The 20,284-nt window shown below is 31.5% G+C and carries 21 protein-coding genes and 3 pseudogenes; all 24 read left to right on the forward strand.

Annotation, left to right across the window (positions count from 1 at the left end):
- Positions 1-32 precede the first annotated feature (32 nt).
- The 24 genes and pseudogenes from fliI (at position 33) to ACFWTK_RS01635 (ending at position 20,232) form a co-directional block, all read left to right on the forward strand.
- Positions 33-1,358, forward strand: a complete 1,326-nt coding sequence (fliI, locus tag ACFWTK_RS01520) for a flagellar protein export ATPase FliI (RefSeq protein ID WP_415874388.1) — start codon at positions 33-35, stop codon at positions 1,356-1,358.
- Positions 1,359-1,390: 32 nt separating this feature from the next.
- Positions 1,391-1,828: a flagellar export protein FliJ gene (gene fliJ / locus ACFWTK_RS01525; protein ID WP_415874389.1), complete on the forward strand. Its 438-nt coding sequence runs from the start codon at positions 1,391-1,393 to the stop codon at positions 1,826-1,828.
- Positions 1,829-1,847: 19 nt separating this feature from the next.
- Positions 1,848-3,545, forward strand: a complete 1,698-nt coding sequence (locus ACFWTK_RS01530; protein ID WP_415874390.1) for a flagellar hook-length control protein FliK — start codon at positions 1,848-1,850, stop codon at positions 3,543-3,545.
- Positions 3,546-3,558: 13 nt separating this feature from the next.
- A complete protein-coding gene (locus ACFWTK_RS01535) occupies positions 3,559-4,254 on the forward strand; it encodes a flagellar hook assembly protein FlgD (RefSeq protein WP_415874391.1) in 696 nt (231 codons plus the stop codon).
- A 19-nt stretch (positions 4,255-4,273) separates the two neighbouring features.
- Positions 4,274-4,668: pseudogene (locus tag ACFWTK_RS01540) on the forward strand (TIGR02530 family flagellar biosynthesis protein).
- A 136-nt stretch (positions 4,669-4,804) separates the two neighbouring features.
- Complete coding sequence (locus tag ACFWTK_RS01545) at positions 4,805-5,848, forward strand: flagellar hook-basal body complex protein (RefSeq protein WP_415874392.1); 1,044 nt, start codon at positions 4,805-4,807, stop codon at positions 5,846-5,848.
- 118 nt (positions 5,849-5,966) lie between these two features.
- Entirely contained in the window at positions 5,967-6,158 is a 192-nt protein-coding gene (locus ACFWTK_RS01550) for a flagellar FlbD family protein (protein ID WP_415874393.1), read from the forward strand.
- A 13-nt stretch (positions 6,159-6,171) separates the two neighbouring features.
- Entirely contained in the window at positions 6,172-6,981 is an 810-nt protein-coding gene (locus tag ACFWTK_RS01555) for a motility protein A (RefSeq protein WP_415874394.1), read from the forward strand.
- Complete coding sequence (locus ACFWTK_RS01560; protein ID WP_415874395.1) at positions 6,974-7,702, forward strand: OmpA family protein; 729 nt, start codon at positions 6,974-6,976, stop codon at positions 7,700-7,702. The genes ACFWTK_RS01555 and ACFWTK_RS01560 overlap by 8 nt, the downstream gene beginning before the upstream one ends.
- Position 7,703: 1 nt before the next feature.
- Entirely contained in the window at positions 7,704-8,186 is a 483-nt protein-coding gene (locus ACFWTK_RS01565; protein WP_415874396.1) for a flagellar basal body-associated FliL family protein, read from the forward strand.
- Between the two features lie 14 nt (positions 8,187-8,200).
- Positions 8,201-8,557 (forward strand): flagellar biosynthetic protein FliO, encoded by a 357-nt coding sequence (fliO, locus tag ACFWTK_RS01570; protein WP_415874397.1) that lies wholly within the window; start codon positions 8,201-8,203, stop codon positions 8,555-8,557.
- A complete protein-coding gene (gene fliP / locus ACFWTK_RS01575) occupies positions 8,554-9,324 on the forward strand; it encodes a flagellar type III secretion system pore protein FliP (RefSeq protein WP_415874398.1) in 771 nt (256 codons plus the stop codon). Before fliO ends, fliP begins: the two co-directional genes overlap by 4 nt.
- Before the next feature lie 10 nt (positions 9,325-9,334).
- The gene (fliQ, locus tag ACFWTK_RS01580) at positions 9,335-9,604 is read left to right on the forward strand and encodes a flagellar biosynthesis protein FliQ (protein ID WP_415874399.1); all 270 of its coding nucleotides are present in this window, start codon (positions 9,335-9,337) and stop codon (positions 9,602-9,604) included.
- Between the two features lie 12 nt (positions 9,605-9,616).
- Positions 9,617-11,449 carry a fused FliR family export protein/FlhB family type III secretion system protein gene (locus ACFWTK_RS01585; protein WP_415874400.1) on the forward strand — a complete coding sequence of 611 codons (1,833 nt, stop codon included), beginning with the start codon at positions 9,617-9,619 and terminating at the stop codon, positions 11,447-11,449.
- A gap of 60 nt (positions 11,450-11,509) precedes the next feature.
- A complete protein-coding gene (gene flhA / locus ACFWTK_RS01590; RefSeq protein ID WP_415874675.1) occupies positions 11,510-13,531 on the forward strand; it encodes a flagellar biosynthesis protein FlhA in 2,022 nt (673 codons plus the stop codon).
- On the forward strand, positions 13,531-14,652 hold the full coding sequence (gene flhF / locus ACFWTK_RS01595) for a flagellar biosynthesis protein FlhF (protein ID WP_415874401.1): 1,122 nt from the start codon (positions 13,531-13,533) through the stop codon (positions 14,650-14,652). Before flhA ends, flhF begins: the two co-directional genes overlap by 1 nt.
- The gene (locus tag ACFWTK_RS01600) at positions 14,646-15,515 is read left to right on the forward strand and encodes a MinD/ParA family protein (protein ID WP_415874402.1); all 870 of its coding nucleotides are present in this window, start codon (positions 14,646-14,648) and stop codon (positions 15,513-15,515) included. The genes flhF and ACFWTK_RS01600 overlap by 7 nt, the downstream gene beginning before the upstream one ends.
- 12 nt (positions 15,516-15,527) lie before the next feature.
- On the forward strand, positions 15,528-16,184 hold the full coding sequence (locus tag ACFWTK_RS01605) for a flagellar brake protein (protein ID WP_415874403.1): 657 nt from the start codon (positions 15,528-15,530) through the stop codon (positions 16,182-16,184).
- 2 nt (positions 16,185-16,186) lie between these two features.
- Complete coding sequence (locus ACFWTK_RS01610; RefSeq protein ID WP_415874404.1) at positions 16,187-16,915, forward strand: FliA/WhiG family RNA polymerase sigma factor; 729 nt, start codon at positions 16,187-16,189, stop codon at positions 16,913-16,915.
- Between the two features lie 19 nt (positions 16,916-16,934).
- The gene (locus ACFWTK_RS01615; protein WP_415874405.1) at positions 16,935-17,492 is read left to right on the forward strand and encodes a hypothetical protein; all 558 of its coding nucleotides are present in this window, start codon (positions 16,935-16,937) and stop codon (positions 17,490-17,492) included.
- 77 nt (positions 17,493-17,569) lie between these two features.
- Positions 17,570-17,716 carry a hypothetical protein gene (locus ACFWTK_RS01620; RefSeq protein ID WP_415874406.1) on the forward strand — a complete coding sequence of 49 codons (147 nt, stop codon included), beginning with the start codon at positions 17,570-17,572 and terminating at the stop codon, positions 17,714-17,716.
- A pseudogene (locus tag ACFWTK_RS01625) lies at positions 17,713-18,510 on the forward strand (flagellar hook-basal body complex protein). Before ACFWTK_RS01620 ends, ACFWTK_RS01625 begins: the two are co-directional and overlap by 4 nt.
- 24 nt (positions 18,511-18,534) lie before the next feature.
- Positions 18,535-19,342: pseudogene (locus ACFWTK_RS01630) on the forward strand (flagellar hook-basal body complex protein).
- Between the two features lie 143 nt (positions 19,343-19,485).
- On the forward strand, positions 19,486-20,232 hold the full coding sequence (locus ACFWTK_RS01635) for a hypothetical protein (RefSeq protein ID WP_415874407.1): 747 nt from the start codon (positions 19,486-19,488) through the stop codon (positions 20,230-20,232).
- Positions 20,233-20,284 lie beyond the last annotated feature (52 nt).

Here is a 20,284-nt window from a genome sequence, read left to right on the forward strand (position 1 = left end):
AACCAAAAATAGCGATTGGGTATTGACGAAATATGGGGGAGAGACTGGTGGACATATCAATAGATTTTTCAGGCATACAAAAAAAAATCCAAGAGTGCGACTTTAAATACATAGAAGGTATAGTTAAACAGGTAATTGGACTTACCATAGAGGTTGAAGGTATAAAGGCATTTGTTGGAGAAGTTTGTAATGTATATAATGAAAAAAATAACCTTATACCTTGTGAAGTTGTTGGATTTAAAGAGGACAACGTTATTTTGATGCCTTTAGGAGAGTTAAATGGTATTGCACCAGGGTGTAAAGTTGTTCCATCAAGAAAGCCTTTAAGCGCGAAATGTTCTGAAGAATTATTTGGAAAGGTTCTTGATGGACTTGGAAGACCTCTTAATGGAGAAAAGCTAAAAACAGGTGAGGATTATCCCTTGGATACTGCTCCGCCAGATCCTCTTAAAAGAAGAAGAATAAAGGAAGCCATTGCAACAGGAGTAAGAGCTATAGATGGATTTTTAACCTGTGGAGAAGGACAAAGAATAGGTATATTTGCCGGCAGCGGAGTTGGCAAAAGTACAACCTTAGGAATGATAGCAAGGGAAGCTAAAGCAGATGTAAATGTAATATCTCTAATTGGAGAAAGAGGAAGAGAAGTTTTAGATTTTATAGAAAAAGATTTGGGTGAAGAAGGACTTAAAAAGTCTATTATAGTGTGTGCTACCTCTGATCAGCCTGCTTTAGTAAGGCTAAAAGGAGCTTTTACAGCTACAGCTATAGCTGAATATTTTAGAGACAAAGGAAAAAAGGTCATATTAATGATGGACTCTGTAACCAGATTTGCTATGGCTCAAAGAGAGGTAGGTCTTGCTATAGGAGAGCCTCCAGCAACAAAAGGTTATACTCCTTCAGTGTTTGCTATGCTTCCAAGGCTTATGGAGAGATCTGGAATGTCTGATAAAGGTTCTATAACAGCCTTTTATACGGTTTTGGTTGATGGAGATGACTTTAATGAACCCATTGCAGATGCGGTAAGAGGTATACTAGATGGACACATAGTTCTATCAAGAACCTTAGCAGCTAAAAATCACTATCCAGCTATAGATATCTTAAGCAGTGTAAGCAGACTTATGTCCGAAATAGCTGAAGAAGATCATAAAAATGCAGCATCTTTTGCAAGGGATCTTCTAGCTACATATAAGAACTCAGAAGACTTAATCAATATAGGAGCTTATGTTAAAGGAAGCAATAAAAAGGTAGACCTGTCAATACAGTATTATGATGAAATAACTAATTATTTAAGACAAGGTATAAATGAACATAGTGATTTTAATGAAAGTATAGATAGACTTAAAAACATGTTTAAATAGATTAAAACTTAGATAAGAATAGAGGAATTAGTATGTCTGGTTTCAAATTTAGGCTTCAAAAGATTCTTGATATTAGATATGCGAAAGAAGAAGAGAGCAAAAGAGAATTTAAGGCTGCTCAAGATGAAAAAAATTTAGTGGAAAAAAAATTAGAGACTTTGCAAGAAAGCTATGATAAATATTCTAAGTTTGATTTGAATTGCAGTGCCGTTGAGAGAAAGATAAGGCAAAGCTATTGCAATGTACTAGAATTCAATATAGTTGAAACTAGTGAGGAACTTGAAAAAAAAGTGGAAGTTTTAGAGACGAAAAGAGAATTGCTAAAAAGTAGGCAAATTGAAAGAAAAACTGTAGAAATTTTAAAAGATAAACAAAAACAAGCTTATATTAAAGAGCAAAATCTAATAGAACAGAATGCTAATGATGAATTTGCTCTTTATGGATATATAAGAAATTCAAAAGCTAAATAATAAGAAAGGGGGTGAAGTTATGAGCAATTCAGGTATGAATATAAGTGCTAATTTGCTGATTAATAATGCTGTTGCTAACATTACGAAAAAGAATGTCACAAATAGTAATAAAAATAAAACTGAATATACAGATTTTAAAAATATGCTGGATAAGCTGAATTTAAAGTCTAAGTTTAGCAGCTTGAAAAAAACTTCTACAGATAAAAATATAAAAGAGGATTTAGATGAAGGGCTAGATAAAGATTTAAATGAAGATATAGATAAATCATATGTATCTATAGATCAGATTTTTAATTTAAGTACTAATGAAATAGTGCAGATATTAAATAAAGTTTTTAGTGATGAAAAGATAAAGGAAATGCTTAGTGATGTTGGTATTAATATTGATACTGATACTAATATTGACACTAATATTAATGTTGGCATTAATACTGATACTAATATTGATGCTGAATCTTTATCTGATAATACTGACGAAGTATTTTTGAACAGTGAAAATACTGAAAATCTTTTAATGAATGCACTTCAAACACTGATGAGTAAATCTAAGGAGAGCATAAACGATTTAGATAATGATAAAGAAATTTTAAGTCCAGATAATAGTAAAGAAAGTTCAAGTCTAATAGATAAAATTTCAAGTGCTATAACTGCTAAATTTTTTGAAGGGCTTGTTGAAAAAAATATAAGTAAGGAACTAAATACTAAAGTCTTAACAAATAATTCTGAAAACTTATTTGATATTAACAGCAGCAATTTAACCGATGCTTATGCTGAGTTGGATTTTGTAAATGATGAATCAGCAATAGAAAAGCTTTCCCAAGATATAAAAAATTCTATTAAGAGTGCATTAAATAATGCTGTAGAGCAGAATATGCTCAATAAGGAAGAATTAAAAGTTGATGATGTAAAAATTGATATACAAGAGGCAATTGGAAAATCTTTAGAGAGTGTACAAAAAGAATTGATTAAAGAAAAGCCGTTATTAAATAGCGAAAATTCTTCAATTAGAACTTATGAAGAAGCCATGGGCAAGGTTAAGGGAAAGTTACTTGAAAAAACTGCATCATCCCTATCTAAATTTTCTCAAGATCAGAAAAATCTAAATCAAGATAATAACAAAGAAAACAGCCTATCTTCTTTAGAAAATAGAGAGGATAAACTATTAAAAAATTTAGCATCTGGGAATGAAAAAGACACAGATTATAAGTTTGATAAGGTAATGAATCTTATGAGTCATATTACAAAATCTGCTGATACTGTGTCCATAAACAGAGCAGAGAATATTGTAATTAATAGAGATACTTTAGTTAACGACATAATCAAGTCTGTAAAGTATATGGAACTAAATAATATAAAACAGATGACAGTAAAGATAATGCCAAAAGAACTTGGAGAAGTCACTATTAAGATTACTATGGAGAATGGGCTTATAAAAGCTAATATTACTGCTTCTAATAAGGATGCATACAACTTGCTAAGCTCAAATCTTCAAGATTTGAATGAAAAGTTAGAAAGTCAACAAATAAAAATACAAAACTTTACTGTTGATATTTATAATGGAGATACTACATTTTTTAGTAGAGAAAACAGCAGCGGAAGGGACAGACAGTTTAGCAGCAACAAAAATCCAGGAAGAGTTATAGCCGTAGATGACGACAGCACAATTGAAGATTCTTCATTATTAGATGAAGAAAATGGTGTAAATGTCTTTGTATAAGGGGGGGAAACTTATGATAGATTCAGTTTCATCATTACAAGGTGCAACAGAACGAGGTACTAGAATAGTAAAAAAAGGTCAAGAGATGGATAAGAATGCATTTTTGAAAATTTTAACTGCAGAATTAACTAACCAAGATCCTATGAATACAAAAGACTCCACAGCCTATGTGTCCCAGTTAGCTCAATTTTCAAGTCTTGAACAAATGGCAAACTTAAATAATACTATGAGTTTTAATTCTGTAAGCAATCTCGTAGGAAAGACTGTGGCTTTAAATGCCTATGATGAAAATGGAAGGCAATACGGTGGACCTATAGTTAATGTATCTAGAGATGGAGATGAAATTAATCTAACTGTACAAGTAGGAAAGTATGAAGGAGACAAATTAATAGGATATGAAGAAAAAGAGTTCTCTTTTAAAGATGTGTCTGAAGTTTTGGATGTTCCAGATGATAAGTCACAAATGCTTTCATATTTAATTGATAACATAGCATATGCAAGCAACAGCATGAATTTTATGCTAGCATCTAATTTAATCAATAAGCAGGTTGAGTTAAGTGTAAAATCAGGTGATACTACAGAAAATTATTCAGGAACTGTAATTGAAACTTTTAAAACATCAGATGGCATTAAATTAAAGGTTAGACTTGAAGACAGTGGGGAAGAAAAAGAATTTTATTATAATGATGTAGTAAAGGTAAAAGAATAGATGATTTTAGGTGATATCTATGGGTTATAGAGTAATAAATGGCAAGTTATATCCCGTTGGTAATTTTCCTCATAACACTAGAAGTGAACAAAGTTCAGAAGTACAAGCATATTCTAAGTACATTTGAAGAAATATCTAAATAGCCAAATAAATAAAAGTTCTAATTTTACAATATCAAATCATGCTGCAAAAAGGCTTGAAGACAGGAACATAAGGTTTACCGAAGAAGATATGAATAACATTAATATAGGAATTAACATGGCAAGTGAAAAAGGAGCAAAAGATTCTTTGATTTTTTATAAGAATGTGGCATTAGTCGCAAGTATAAAAAACAGAACTATAATAACAGCAGTTGATAAAGATGAATCAAAAGGAAATGTGTTTACAAATATAGATAGTGTAGTGTTGTTATAGAGGCTGGACCGAAAGGAAGCCAAACTCTGATGAATGATGGAATCAGAGTGAGCTCATTCGCAAGAAGTGATAAAAAATAATAAATTGACAATAGACAATGCTCAATTGGCAATTAAAGAGGTTGGAGGGAATTAAAATGTTAAGATCTATGTATGCAGGAATAAGTGGAATGAAAGTTAATCAAACAAAGCTTGACGTAACAGGTAATAATATTGCTAACGTAGGAACTACTGCTTTTAAAGGTTCTAGAGTAAGGTTTCAAGATATGCTAAGTCAAAGTGTTTCAGATGCTACAGCACCAGGAAGAAACCAAGGTGGTGTAAATCCAAAACAAGTAGGTATTGGAGTTCAAGTTGCAGGAATAGATACATTAGTAACTCAAGGTATGTTGCAGCCTACTAGTAGAAACTTAGATGTTGCAATAGATGGTGAAGGGTATCTTATAGTTGGTAAAGGAGCATTTCCAGAGGACAATGATACAGCGGTAACAATTGGAGGAGAAGAAGAAGGGGAAGAACATATAATTTCGGAAACCAATGGCATGGATATAAGCTATACAAGGGACGGAGCACTTGTTAGAGATACTAAGGGAAATTTATTAACATCAGATGGATACAGAGTATTAGGATATGCTGTTTCAAGTGGTGGTAGTGATCCTAGTATAGATTACAGTCTAATTGACGAAAAAGGACGACCTGCTGTAAATTTTGTTAATCCTAACGATGAAGGGTTTGTGGCTGGTGAATCACTTGTACCTCTTACGATACCAGATACTGTATATAATGCAGAGGACGATACTACTTTAAGAGTAACCAGTTTTTCAATTGAAAAAGATGGAATTATAAAAGCTGTGTTAGAGGATGGAAGCGTTACAGCTCTTGGACAAATTGCTATGGCGTCTTTCACTAATCCAGCTGGACTTGAAAAACTAGGTAATAATCTTTATAAAAATACAGCAAACTCAGGAGATGCAATAGTGAGAAGTGGAGTAGGTGCAGAAGAATTAGACAATAGTGATGCTTATGGAGATATTATTAGTGGGTGTCTTGAAATGTCAAATGTTGATCTTGCAGAACAATTCACAGACATGATAGTAACCACAAGAGCTTTCCAAGCAGCTGGAAAAACAATTAGTACAGGAGATGAAATTTTACAGGATATTATTAATCTTAAAAGATAATAATTAGAACAAATTGACAATGAATAATGGATAATTGACAATTGATATAGAAATTCTTGCGGAATTTCTTTAAATCATTGTCAATTTCCAATTGTCAATTTAAAAGTGGGGGGTTGTTATGATAAATGTAACAGGCTTAAATAATAAACAAATGTATTTAAATTCAGACCATATTGAAAAGATAGAACAGGTTCCAGAGACTATAATAACCCTTACTAATGGCAAAAAATACATTGTACTTGAGACACCACAAGAAATTATAAATAGAGTTATAGAATACAAGAGAAAGATTTTCACATTGGGTTTATAGGAGGCAATTTACGATGAAAAGACAAGATATGTTAACTCTTGTAGGACTACTAGCAGGTAGTGGACTTATGGTTTACGGTATGCTAAGCGGTGGAGGAACATTTAAAATGTTTTATGACTTACCATCAATAGCAATTACCGTAGGAGGATCTTTTAGCGCCTTACTAATCAATTATCCTTTAAATGAGTTTAAAAGAATGGTTAAAGTGCTAATACAATCCTTTAAAGATAGCAGTATGGATGCATTATCTATAATTAGTGAATTTGGAGAGCTGTCTAAAAAAGCTAGACGTGAGGGATTATTATCTCTTGAAGATGATATCGATAATATAGAAGATGAATTTTTAAAGAAAGGTCTTCAGATGGTAGTAGATGGAATTGAACCTGAAACCATAAGGGAAATTTTAGAACTAGAAATAAGCGAGATGGAAAAAAGACATAAGGACGGTTCAGATATGCTGAGATCCTGGGCTGCTTATGCGCCAGCCTTTGGTATGCTTGGTACTCTTATAGGATTAATTCAAATGCTTGCAAATCTTAATGATCCATCATCTCTTGGACCAGGTATGGGAAAAGCACTTATAACAACATATTATGGTTCTCTTATTGCCAATTTGGTAATGAATCCTATGGCATCAAATTTGAATTACAAGAGCGGTAGAGAGACTACTGCAAGAGAAATGATGTTAGAAGGCGTACTTGCAATACAGTCAGGAGTTAATCCAAGGATTGTAGAAGAAAAGCTAGTATCTTATTTAAATCCTTTGGATAAGAAAAAATATTATGAAGTGCAAGCAGCTAGTGAGGTGGGAGCAGATGTCTAAACGAAAAAAAAGAGAAGGCGACGAAATCAATACAGAGACATGGCTAGCTACTTATGCAGATACAATTACGTTGGTTTTAACTTTTTTCGTTTTATTATACTCTTACTCAAATATAGATGCTACAAAGTTTCAAAAGATGATTAATTCTATGCAATCTGTTTTTACTGGGGAATCTGGCGATAGCATTTTAGAACTTTATAATAATGGAGAAGCTCCTATTGTAGGGTATACCGAAGATTTAGCTCCTCAACAAGGAGGAGAAAGCAAAGGAATGTATGATAAGGTTAAAAGCTTTGTAAAATCAAATGGTCTTGAAGATGTAGCTGAAATAAAAAGAGATTCTAAGGGAATCATAATTGAATTGAAAGATAATGTATTGTTTGATACTGGAAAAGCAGATTTAAAAGAGCCTAGTAAAAAAGTTCTAGATAAAATTTCTAAACTTATAGCATCTATTCCAAATGAAATCATTGTAGAGGGACATACGGACAATGTACCTATTCACAATTATCAGTTTGAAAGCAATTGGGAATTATCTACTCAAAGAGCTGTTAATGTATTAAAGTATTTTGTTGAAAGCAAGGGAATGAATCCTAAAAGATTCCAAGCAGCAGGGTATGGGGAACATCAACCTATAGTTCCAAATACCACCTATGCGAATAAAGCAAAAAATAGAAGAGTTAATATATTAATTGTAGCAAACGAAAAGGAGAATAAGTAATATGGCAGATGAAGAAAAGAAAACAAGTTCAAAAAGAAAGGTTTTAAAGATAGTTATAATAGTGTTATTATCAGCAGTCCTCTTAGGCGGTGGAATTTTTGCAGGATATTATATATCTTCTAAAGATAAAACAAATACACAAGTTTATGTTAAGCCTGTTGGTACAGGTATAACTCAAAAGACATTTTCTTTAGATGAATTTCTAGTAAATCTAAAATCAGATGGGACTTCAAGATATCTAAAAACACAGATATATGTAGGATATGCTGATGTTAAAGAAAATAAGGAGTTACAAGCAGAGTTAGAAAATAATAAAGCTATTTTAAGAGATGCTGTTAATACTGTGTTAAGATCAAAAAAGCCAGAAGATTTCTCAGAGGCTGGAGTTGAAAAGATGAAAGAGGAAATTAAGAATAAGATTAATCCTCTTTTAACAAAAGGACAGATTTTGGATGTATATTTCTATGAAATAATTGTTCAATAGTAGGGATGTTTAATATGGAAACCAAAGAAACTATAATAATGTTCGTTAAGGTAATAGTATTTTTACCCTTCATAATATTTCTAATATATTTGTTCTTTAAATATGGAGGAGCTAAGCTTGAAGAAATGCAAAGTGGTAAACATATGAGAATATTGGATAGATTACCATTGACGAAGGATAACAGTCTCTTAGTTGTCAAAATAGGTGAAAGGGGCTATGTAATTTCCTCGGCTCAGGGAAGGGTCGAAATATTAATGGAACTTAGTGATTCAGAACTTAGCGAAATTGAAAAAGATAATAAAATTCAGCAATATGGTAACTTTAAAGAAGCAGTTTCTAAACTTATTGTAAAAAAGGAAGATAATAAATGAAAAAAAATAAAGTCGTATTAATGGGTTTAATTATATTTGTAATTATATTTTTAGCAGGAGTAAAGGCATATGCGGCTCCAGAAACATTATCAGTTCCTAAAATTGATATTTCGATAGATAATGCAAGCTCTCCAAAGGATTATGTAGATAATATAAAACTGCTTATGGTTCTTACTGTACTTTCAGTTTTACCTTCATTCTTAGTAATGATGACTAGTTTTACTAGAATAATTGTAGTTTTAGGATTTACAAGGAATGCTTTAGGAACTCAGCAATCTCCTCCAAATCAAGTATTAGTTGGACTTGCCCTTTTTCTAACGATATTTATAATGTATCCAACTTACAGTACTATTAATAGTGAGGCAGTCAAGCCATTTTTAGAAAATAAGATAAATCAGCAACAAGCCTTACAAAAGGCATCACAACCAATACGTAAATTTATGTTGAAGGAAACGAGGGAAAAGGATTTAGAACTATTTCTGGATATTTCTAAGACTGATAAATCTAAAATAACTAAAGACAATGCTCCACTTAAGGCAGTAATTCCTGCTTTTATAATAAGTGAACTCAAAACAGCGTTTACTATTGGATTTTTGATTTATATACCTTTTTTAATAATAGATATTGTTGTGGCAAGTATTTTGATGTCTATGGGAATGTTTATGCTGCCGCCAGTTATGATATCACTACCTTTTAAAATATTGTTGTTTGTAATGGTAGACGGATGGTATCTTCTAACCAAGTCGTTAGTTTTAGGATTTTCGTGAGGTGATATGAATGAGCGAAGATATGGTAATGGGTATATTAAAAGATGCAATTTCAACAGGAATTTTAGCAGCGGCACCTATTTTAATTGTATCCATAGTAATAGGACTTGTCATAAGTATATTTCAAGCAACTACTCAAATACAGGAGCAAACTTTGACTTTTGTTCCTAAACTTATTGGTGTAGCAATAGTAGGACTTATTACAGCTAAGTTTATAAATCAAACAATTGTAGGGTTTGCCGAGAGAATATTTGAGATTATAGCCAATTTGACTAATTAGGTGGGGGGAACTTTGATTAATCTAACCTTTTTTACAGCTTTTTTATTAATTTTCCTTAGAATGTCTTCATTTATGACAGTCGTTCCTGTATTTTTCCCTAAAGGAACACCTCAAATATTGAAGATTATGTTTAGTGGAATTATAGCTTTTATATTATTGCCGATAATTGATTATTCATACTTAAACAGTATAAATAGCAGTTTTCAATTAATAATATATTGCTTAAGTGAAATAAGCACAGGGCTTACCTTTGGATTTATTACAAGCTTATGCTTTTATTGCATAAGGATAGCAGGGTCCTTAATGGATATGCAAGTTGGATTTTCGATGATGTCTATGTTTGATCCAAGCTCTGAAGGCAATGTAACCTTGATAGAGAGAATTCTTTATTGGTTTAGTTTAATTGCTTTTCTAATAGTAGATGGACATCATATGCTTATTAAGGTATTAGTAGAGAGTCTTAAAATTATACCTCTAGGAAAATTTATTTTATCTCAAAAAAGCCCTATGTTTATTATAGAAGTTTTTATTAAATATTTTGAATTGGGTTTGAGAATAGCAATACCTATAGTATTGATTATTATATTAGCAGATTTAACTATGGGGCTTATGGCCAAGACTGTTCCACAGTTAAATATAATGATTTTAGGTCTTCCAGTAAAGATTTTGCTAGGTTTAACTGTTTTATGCTTATGTCTTCCAGTGTTTTATAATATGTTTATTAATGCTTTTGATGATATACCAAGTGCTATAAGGCAGCTTTATAAGTTAATACCTTTAGTTATAATCTTTGCATCAGATGATAAAACAGAAGAAGCTACCCCTCATAAAATGAGTGAAGCAAAGAAAAAAGGTCAAGTTCCAAGAAGTAAGGAGATTGGAACTGCTATTACCTTATTAACTTCGACTATTATTTTAACAACTTTAGGGGAGTATATTGTAAATTCTTTTAAAGAAGATATTATAGAATTTTTTACTGGATATTTAAATCTGGAGCTAAATGCAGATACCTTACAATCAATTATTTTTACTATTATGTTAAGATTTGCTTTGGTTTTTTTCCCTGTAGCATTACCTATTATGATTATGGGAATAGCAGCAAGTTTCCTTCAAACAGGATATATAAATACAACAGAACCATTGAAGCCTCAGTTTTCTAAGATAAATCCTATAAGTGGATTTAAAAAGATGTTTTCTATTAGAACTGTAATTGAGCTTATTAAAGACATTGCTGTAATTTTAATAGTAGGATTCGTAGGCTATGGATTTTTAAAAAGCAATTTTAGGAAGGTTTTAACTATGGGAAGTTTAAAATTCCCAATAATTATAACCACCTTTTTAAAGCTGGCTTCTAATGTGCTATTTAGAATAACTTTAGTTATGGCAGCTATAGCAATATTAGATTTTGTTTATCAAAAGTTTCAATTTAAAAGAGATATGAGAATGACAAAACAGGAAGTAAAAGAAGAATTTAAGCAGATGGAAGGAGATCCTCAGGTAAAAGGAAAGATAAAACAGAAGCAAAGAGAAATGGCTGCAAGAAGAATGATGCAAAATGTTCCAGATGCTTCTGTTGTAATTACAAACCCTACCCATATTGCAGTGGCTTTAAAGTATGAAGAAGGAAAGAGTAACGCACCTGTTCTTGTTGCAAAGGGAAGTGGGTATGTGGCAATAAAAATTAAGGAAATTGCAAAAGAAAGTGGTGTACCAATTATAGAGAATAAGCCTTTAGCAAGATTAATATTTAACGAAGTAGAATTAGAAAGGGAAATTCCTTCAGAAATGTATCAAGCTGTAGCTGAAATTTTAGCACTAGTATATAAACTGAGAAGAAGAAAATAGAGGGTGAATGTTTTGGAAAGTGGTAGAAAACTAAAACTCAATGCAAAAAATTATTTGGATATGGCAGTAGCCTTTGGGGTTATGGGAATAGTTATGATGATAATTATACCTATGCCAACTACGCTTTTAGATGTTTTTATAGCTTTTAATATAACTATTGCTACAATTACTTTGTTATTAACTATGTTTACAACAGAGGTACTGCAATTTTCAGTATTTCCAACTCTTCTTTTAATAACCACCTTGTTTAGATTAGGACTTAATATATCTTCTACAAGGCTTATATTAAAAGATGGATATGCAGGAAAAATAATTGAGACCTTTGGTAACTTTGTTACTGGAGATAATTATGTAGTTGGAATAATTATATTTTTAATTATAGTAGTTATTCAATTTGTTGTAATTACTAATGGTGCAGGCAGAGTATCTGAAGTATCTGCAAGATTTACATTGGACGCTATGCCTGGGAAGCAGATGAGTATAGATGCGGATTTAAATGCAGGACTTATATCAGAAGTTGAAGCAAGGCAGAGGCGTGAAAAGATTCAAGAAGAGGCAAATTTTTATGGAGCAATGGATGGTGCTTCAAAATTCGTAAAAGGAGATGCCATAGCAGGAATTATTATTACCATTATAAATATTGTTGCAGGAATTATAATTGGAGTTATTATGAAGGGAATGTCTGCTAGTGATGCTGCTACAACTTATATAAAACTTACTGTAGGTGATGGCCTTGTATCCCAGATACCTGCTCTTTTGATATCCACTGCTTCAGGTATATTGGTAACTCGTTCTTCTGCAAGCGAGAATTTTGGTAACTTATTGGTAAAACAGTTAACAGGCTTTCCTAAGGTGCTAGCTGTTGCTTCTGCAGTGCTTTTATTTTTAGGGTTTATACCTGGACTTCCTAAAATGGCTTTCTTTATATTGGCAGCTGCCACAGGATTAAGCGCCTACTTTTTATATAAGGATGAAAAGGAGCAAGTTATTCAACAAATTCAGACAGAAGAAGAAGAACTTATTGAAACAGAGAGAAGAGAACCTGAGAACGTAACAAGCCTAATTTCTGTTGAACCAATGGAAATAGAAATAGGGTATGGTTTAATTCCACTTGCAGACGAGGCCTCGGGAGGAGATCTTTTACAGAGAATTGCTTCCGTACGACGTCAATGTGCTATTGAAATGGGAATTATAGTTCAACCTATAAGAATAAGAGATAATTTGCAATTAAAGACCAATGAGTATGTAATAAAAATAAGAGGTACTGTTATAGTAAAAGGTGAACTTATGCCAAACATGCTTCTTTGCATGGATCCTACTGGAGAAAATATAGAGCTTCAGGGAATTAAGACCATTGAGCCAACTTTCAATTTACCTGCATTATGGATAAATAATGATCAAAGGGAAGAAGCAGAGATTAAGGGATTAACAGTAGTAGATCCTACAACTGTTATGGTTACTCACTTAACAGAGACTATAAAAGCTCATTCTTATGAATTGCTCGGAAGACAGGAAACAAAATTAATATTGGATACAGTAAAAGAAAAATACAATACTGTTGTGGAAGAGCTTATTCCAGACCTAATGACTATAGGAGAGGTGCAGAAGGTTCTTCAGAATCTTTTAAGAGAAAAAGTGCCAATAAAAGATATGGTAACAATATTGGAGTCTTTGGCTGATAATTCAAGAAATACAAAGGATATAGAAGTGCTTACGGAATATGTAAGGTTTGCACTTGCAAGAAATATTTGCAATCCTTTAGTTGACGAAAATGGAGCAATTACGGTAGCTGTACTTTCGCCAGAACTAGAAGAGCTAATAGGAAACAATATTCAAAAATCTATGCAGGGTTCATTTCCGGCAGTTGATCCAGAAACTACAGGGAAAATATTTGAATCTATAAAAAATGTTATGGATACTGTGCATTTTTATGAGAATCAACCTGTAATTTTAGTTTCACCTAAGATAAGACCAGCTTTTAGGAAACTTACTGAAATGGTATTTCCTAATTTAAGTATAATATCCTTAAATGAAATACCAAATGATGTAGAAATTAGAACTGAAGGAGTTGTGACTTGCTAATGATAGTTAAGAAGTATGTTGTTACCAGCATGAATGAAGCTATGAGTAGGATAAGGTATGAATTAGGTAAAGATGCAATAATAATAAGTCAAAGAAAGATAAGAAAGCCTGGATTAAGAGGTCTGTTCTCATCAAAGGTTTTAGAAGTTACAGCAGCTACTGATAGTAAAAAAAGCGACATAGATGAAGACATGAAAAATAGTATAGATGCCATAAAAAAGGCTATGGATAAAAAGAGTCCAACCCCTAAATATGAAGTTCATGATGAGAAGTGTTTTTCCAAGGATGAGATTTTAGCAGAAATGCAGCAGATGAAAGAGATGATAGCTAAGATAAGCGAAACTGCGGCTGCTGGGACATGTGTGAATAAAAGCAAACTATATGAGACTTTAGAAAAAAACGACTTAAATGAAAAGGTAATAAAAAAGATATTGGCAAAGGTTAAAGATATGGATGAAAGTATTGGGGAAGAGGAAAGAGTCAAAACTGCAATCCAAGATATGATAAATATATCTAATTCAAATATGGAGGGAACAGTAGTATTTGTTGGTCCTACGGGAGTTGGTAAAACTACTACTATAGCAAAGATTGCAGGAAGACTTGCTCTCATAGAAAAGAAAAAGGTTGGACTCATAACTGTGGATACATATAGGATTGGAGCAGTAGAACAGCTGAGTACTTATGCTGACATAATGCGTATACCTTTTGAAGCTGTATTTTCTGTAAAAGAAATGGAAAGTGCATTAGAAAGTATGAAAGACTGTGAAGTGATTTTGATAGACACTACAGGAAGAAGCAGCAAAAATGCTATGCAAATTGCAGAACTTAATTCTTTTGTTCAAAAGGCTAACTCTAAAAATATACATATGGTTATAAGCAGTACTACAAAAAATAAGGATATAGATGCTATTTTAGAAGGGTACAAGGTTCTTAATTTCAATAGCGTTATAATAACTAAACTGGATGAAACAACTACCTATGGCTCCATACTCAATATTTTAGATAGTGCAGAAAAACCTTTAAGCTTTGTGACTACTGGACAAAATGTTCCAGATGATTTTAAAAGATTAACTGTGGAGGAGATCAGTAAACTTATACTAGGAGAGGATCTTATATGTTAGACCAGGCTCAAAGACTTAGGCAATTGGTGAAAGAAAAAAGTATAGATATTGAAAGAACTGGAGATGAAGCAAAGATTATTACAGTGACTTCTGGAAAAGGGGGAGTAGGTAAGAGTAATTTTGTTGTGAATTTAGGCATTACCCTTCAAAAGATGGGAAAATCTGTTTTAATCTTTGATGCTGATGTGGGAATGGGTAATGATGATGTTCTAATGGGCTTTTTACCCAAGTATAATGTATATGATGTAATATTTAAAAATAAGAAAATAGAGGATGTTATAATAGAAGGACCTTTTGGAGTGAAGCTTCTACCAGGAGGTACAGGCATTAATAAAGTAGATGAGATAGATGAGAAAAGAAGAAGTGAGTTCCTTAACAAGTTAAGTGCTTTAAAAGGATTCGATTTTATATTAATGGATACAGGAGCTGGAATAAATAGAACTGTTCTTGGATTTATAAAATGTTGTGAAGAGCTTATTATAGTTACAACTCCAGAACCTACAGCTTTGACAGATGCCTATAGCCTTATTAAAGTTGTTAATCATTTTAACCTTAGGAATACAGCAAAGATCGTAGTGAATAGGGTAATAGATGCTAAGGAAGGCGAATTAATTTTTAATAGGTTTAGCAGTGTAGTAAATAAATTTTTGAGTATGAGAGTAGAGCATCTTGGCAGTATATCAGAAGATAGAAAACTTATACAGTCTGTAAGGAAGCAAAAACCTCTTGCAGTGAATTTCCCTGAATGTGATGCAGCTTTAGATATTAGAAATATAGCATTAAAGCTATGCGGAGAAAATATAGGGCAAAAGGGTGAGGGAATACAAGGATTGTTTAAAAAAATATTTGCTATCTTTTCATAAGGAGGGACATAAATGGTTGAACTAAAATTTAAAGTGAATAACAGAGTAGAAATAATATCTGAGGAAGGAGTATTTATCTGCGATATTCAAGATATTAAAGATGAATATATAGCTATAAGCATTCCAATAAAAGATTTTCAATACTTACCCTTAAGAAAAGATGAAAAAATTGAAGTTTTATATTATGACGATGGGAGTATATATAAGTTTTCCTCCATAGTTGTTAAAAGAGATAAATCTAATATACCATTGATTTGGATAAGTATGCCTAATAAGTTTGAAAAAATTCAAAGGAGAAAGTTTGTTCGTGTACCTTTGGTTTATGAAACAAAATGTGCTTTAGTAAATAGAAATTTGGAATTAAGTAAAAAAGAGCTGTGTAATGTAAGATTTCAAAAAGGAACTATATTAGATTTAAGTGGAGGAGGAGTTAGGCTTAAAACAGATATAGCAGCTCAAAAAGATGATGTATTAGCTTTAATTATACCTATAAGTAGGGGGCATATTATTGTAAAAGGAGAGGTGAAAAGGACCTCAACAGATGAATTAGGAGAGATGGTTTATGGCATAAATTTTATAGACTTGAAGACTATGGAGCAGGAAAAGATAATAAGGTTTGTATTTCAGGTTATGAGAGAACACATGAAAAAGGGGTTAAGGGAGGAGTAAATATGTCCATAGCTAGCAGTATAGATGTAAGAGAGCAAATAGTAAAAAGATATATTCCATTAGTAAAATATATTGCTTCTAGAGTAATTATAGGAAAGAGCAAGTACATAGAGTTTGAGGACTTGCTTAGTTATGGTATGGTAGGACTTATGGATGCTTTAAATAAGTTTGATGAGAGTAAGGGCATGAAGTTTTCAACTTATGCTTCAATACGAATAAGAGGCTCTATGATAGATGAGATTAGGAAAAATAGTCCTATTTCAAAAGGTGCTATGGATAAATTAAATAGATATAATGCTGCAATAGAGCTGCTTCAAAAGAAAAATTTAAAGGATCCAAGCAATATAGAGATAGCAGAAGAACTTGGTATAACCATAGGAGAAGTAGGGGAGATAGAGAATTTTATAAATTATATATCAGTTGTATCTCTTGAAGACTTAATTTTTTCGGAAGATGATGATATGTCTTTAATGGGAACCATTGAAGACGAAAAGAGTCCTAATCCTGAAAACGCTTTAGAGGAACAGGAAAAAATTGAATATTTAACAAAGGCTTTAGAGATGTTAAATGAAAAGGATAAGACTGTATTATCTTTGTATTATTATGAAGGAATGACATTAAAAGAGATTGGAAAAGTACTGGGAGTTTCAGAATCTAGGGTGTGCCAACTCCACAGCAGGGCTATAATTCATCTCAGAAAGATGATGAGTAAGCTTAAATACGAAGTTTAAGTAAGGGGTTGAGTGAGATATGGGGACAGCTGTAACTCTGATTATAATTGGACTAGCTTTGATAGTTTTAAATTTAAGAGCTATAAAGAAAGAAAAAAATTCTTTTCAAGGAATTCTTAATACAGCAGAAACAGATATGAAAGATATAGAAGTAGAAATAGGCAAGCTTCGCAAAGAGTTTGCAGAAACCTTGTTAGAAGTTCAAACTCAAGTAGTTAGCTTGGAAAAAAGTATAGAGAATAATAAAGGCATATACGATAATAAAAATATAGGCCATGATGAAAGCGACAAAAAAGTAGAATTAGATATTATACATAAAAAAAATTATAAAGATATAGTAGATTATAACGATAACATAGTTGATGTTGTTGATATTGATTTTAGTAAAATTAACAATATGAATAAAGAAATTAGTGATGACGAAGTTAGTGATGATAAAGAAGAAAAAAATAACAATGTAAAGATAAATGAAATTGAAAAACTTATAGATGAGGGATTTAGCACTGAGGAAATAGCAGATAAGCTAAAAATAGGTAAGGGGGAAATACTATTAATAAAAGAGCTATACTTAAAATAAAAAATATAATAGATTTTTTAAGTGATAGAAGAGTTCTTATAGGAATAGGTATAGGAATTATTATTTCAACTTTACTTATGATGAATGTGAAAATAAGAGCGAATTTATCCAAATATGAAATTGAAATGAAAGCAAGAGAATATGGAATGGAATATAAAAGTGAACATAAAGTTATAGAAGAAACATCTAGCTATAATTCAGAAAACAATGAGGTGAAAAAATGATTAGAGGAATATATACTGCGGTTTCAGGTCTTGTTACGCAGGAAGCAAAACAGGATGTTATAAGTAATAATCTAGCAAATGTAAATACTGTTGGATATAAAAAAGATAATTTAATAGCTAAAAAATTTGATGATGTATTAATGCAAAATTATGACAAGGTTGTAAATGGACAGAATGTTAGAAATGTTATAGGAAGTTTATCTATGGGGAGCAAAATAGATGAGACTTATATAAACTTTAATCAAGGTACAATTGAGGCTACTGATAAAACCACTGATTTTGCAATAGAAGGAAGAGGCTTTTTCACAGTAGCTAGAAATAATGGTATAGAAACTCAAAATTACTATACAAGAGATGGACATTTTCATATAAATAGTACCGGATACTTAGTAAATGACATGGGAGATATGGTATTAGGTAGAAATGTTAACTCGGGAGCATTAGAACCTATTAATGTTATAGTAAATGGTGATGCTAGCAAGCATTAAATGCAGTGAAAATGGTGATATAAGTCTAAATAATAATCCTGCTTATCAGTTAGAAGTAGTAGATTTTGAAGACTATACGGAACACTAAATAAGGTTGAAGACAATCTATATAGAGGAGAAAATCCTGTTCAACTTACAGATAAAAAGGTGGTTCAAGGATCTTTAGAAAAATCTAATGTAGATGTTATGAGTGAGATGGCAGATATGATGATGACTTTGAGAACATTTGAAAGCAATCAGAAGGTTGTTCAATCCTTAGATGAAACCTTGGGAAAAACTGTTAATGAGGTCGGAAAAGTTGGTTAAACTTCATATAGGAGGCACTAATTTATGATAAGAAGTATATGGAATTCCAGAAGCGGTATGTCAGCGCAAATGGAAAAGATGGATGTTATTTCAAACAATATAGCTAATATTAATACTGCAGGATATAAGAGGAAAGAGGTTAATTTTAGTAACTTAATGCAAGAAACATTGAAAAGAAGAGGATATCCAGTAGACGGAAATAAACAAGAAAATGCTGTTTTTACTGGAACTGGTGTTAGGGTTTCTGAGGTGCAAATGGATAATTCGCAGGGAAGTCTATTACAAACAGATAAGAATACAGACTTAGCAATAGATGGAGTTGGCATGTTTAAAGTAATTGATCCTAATGGAAATGAAGCTTATACAAGAGCAGGAACATTTAAGATTGATAAAAATGGCACCATTGTTGACAGTAATGGAAATAGACTTGTTATATTAAATCAAAATGGTATAAACGTGAATAACCAAAATGGAAATTTTGTGGAGAAGGACTTTATAGTAGATAATAAAGGAAATCTTATAAGTGACAGATATAATGGTCTTAGAATACCTATATATAAAACTATAGGAAGCAATTCTATGAAAAGCATAGGAAATAATTTGTATGTTCCTGAAGTAACAGTTGATGGAAATGGGATTAGAACAACAAGCTAGAGTTATAGAAAGTGAAGATGCAAATGTACTCCAAGGATTTGTTGAAAACTCAAATGTAGATTTAGGAAAAGAAATGGCTGATATGATTATAACTCAAAGAGCATTTCAATTAAATTCATCCGCTCTTAAGACAGCAGATGAAATGTGGCAAATGTCAAATAATTTAAGAAGTAGGTAAAAATTTAATCAATAAATTCATAAAAATAGAATTATTCATTCACCTTCCTACATATGATTATAGTGGACATATGTTTAGGAGGGATTTTTTTATTTAAAATTTAAAGGAGTGAGTAATTTGGGATAGGATATCTATTTGGATGTTTGCTAAGTATTTTATTATGGAGATTTAATAGACAAGCATTTTTTAGAAACATAGACTTAAAGTTAAGAGGCATTATAAAAAATACAAATCTTCTTCAGAGTTTGTACCTTATATTTGGAATATTCATATGCTTATCGATAGAAACAAATTTCAAAGGTCAAATATATAATGGTATAACTGCGTTTTTAGTATTAGATATAAGTAATTCTGAAAGAGAGAATTTATCTTTAAAGGAAAAAGCCGACTTTTATAACACTATATCAAAAATAACAAGAGCGATTGTTTGCGGATTTACTGCACCTTTATTCTATATAGTTCTATTAGGTAACTATGCTGCAATTTTATACATGATTATTTACAATTTAAGTTTTAATAAGGATAACAAAATACTTATAAGGATCTGGAAAGTACTTACTATAATTCCTTCTATGTTAATGCAGGGCTTTTTATATATTGTATATTTTATAAGACATAAAGATTTTAAAGTAGATTTTAAAGGAGATTACTTATCTAATATATTTAGTGAACCTCTTTTAAATGTTAATATTTTAGCCGCCTACATAGAATCTGTAAACTTTTACTATTATTTTGAAGGCAAGAATGAAAAAGATTATATTAAAAGCTATGGGAGATATAAAAAAAGTATAGAATATGTTGACATTAAAGATTATATAGGGGTTGCATATACAGTATGCATGATAAACTTTATAGGATTTTTCTATTTACTATTTTTAAACTCACACTAGATTTTAGATCATATACAATATTAAAGGGTTTATAAAACAAATTTTGTTTTAT

Origin of the sequence: Clostridium sp., from assembly GCF_047777555.1 — a bacterium.
GTDB lineage: Bacteria > Bacillota > Clostridia > Clostridiales > Clostridiaceae > Clostridium_H.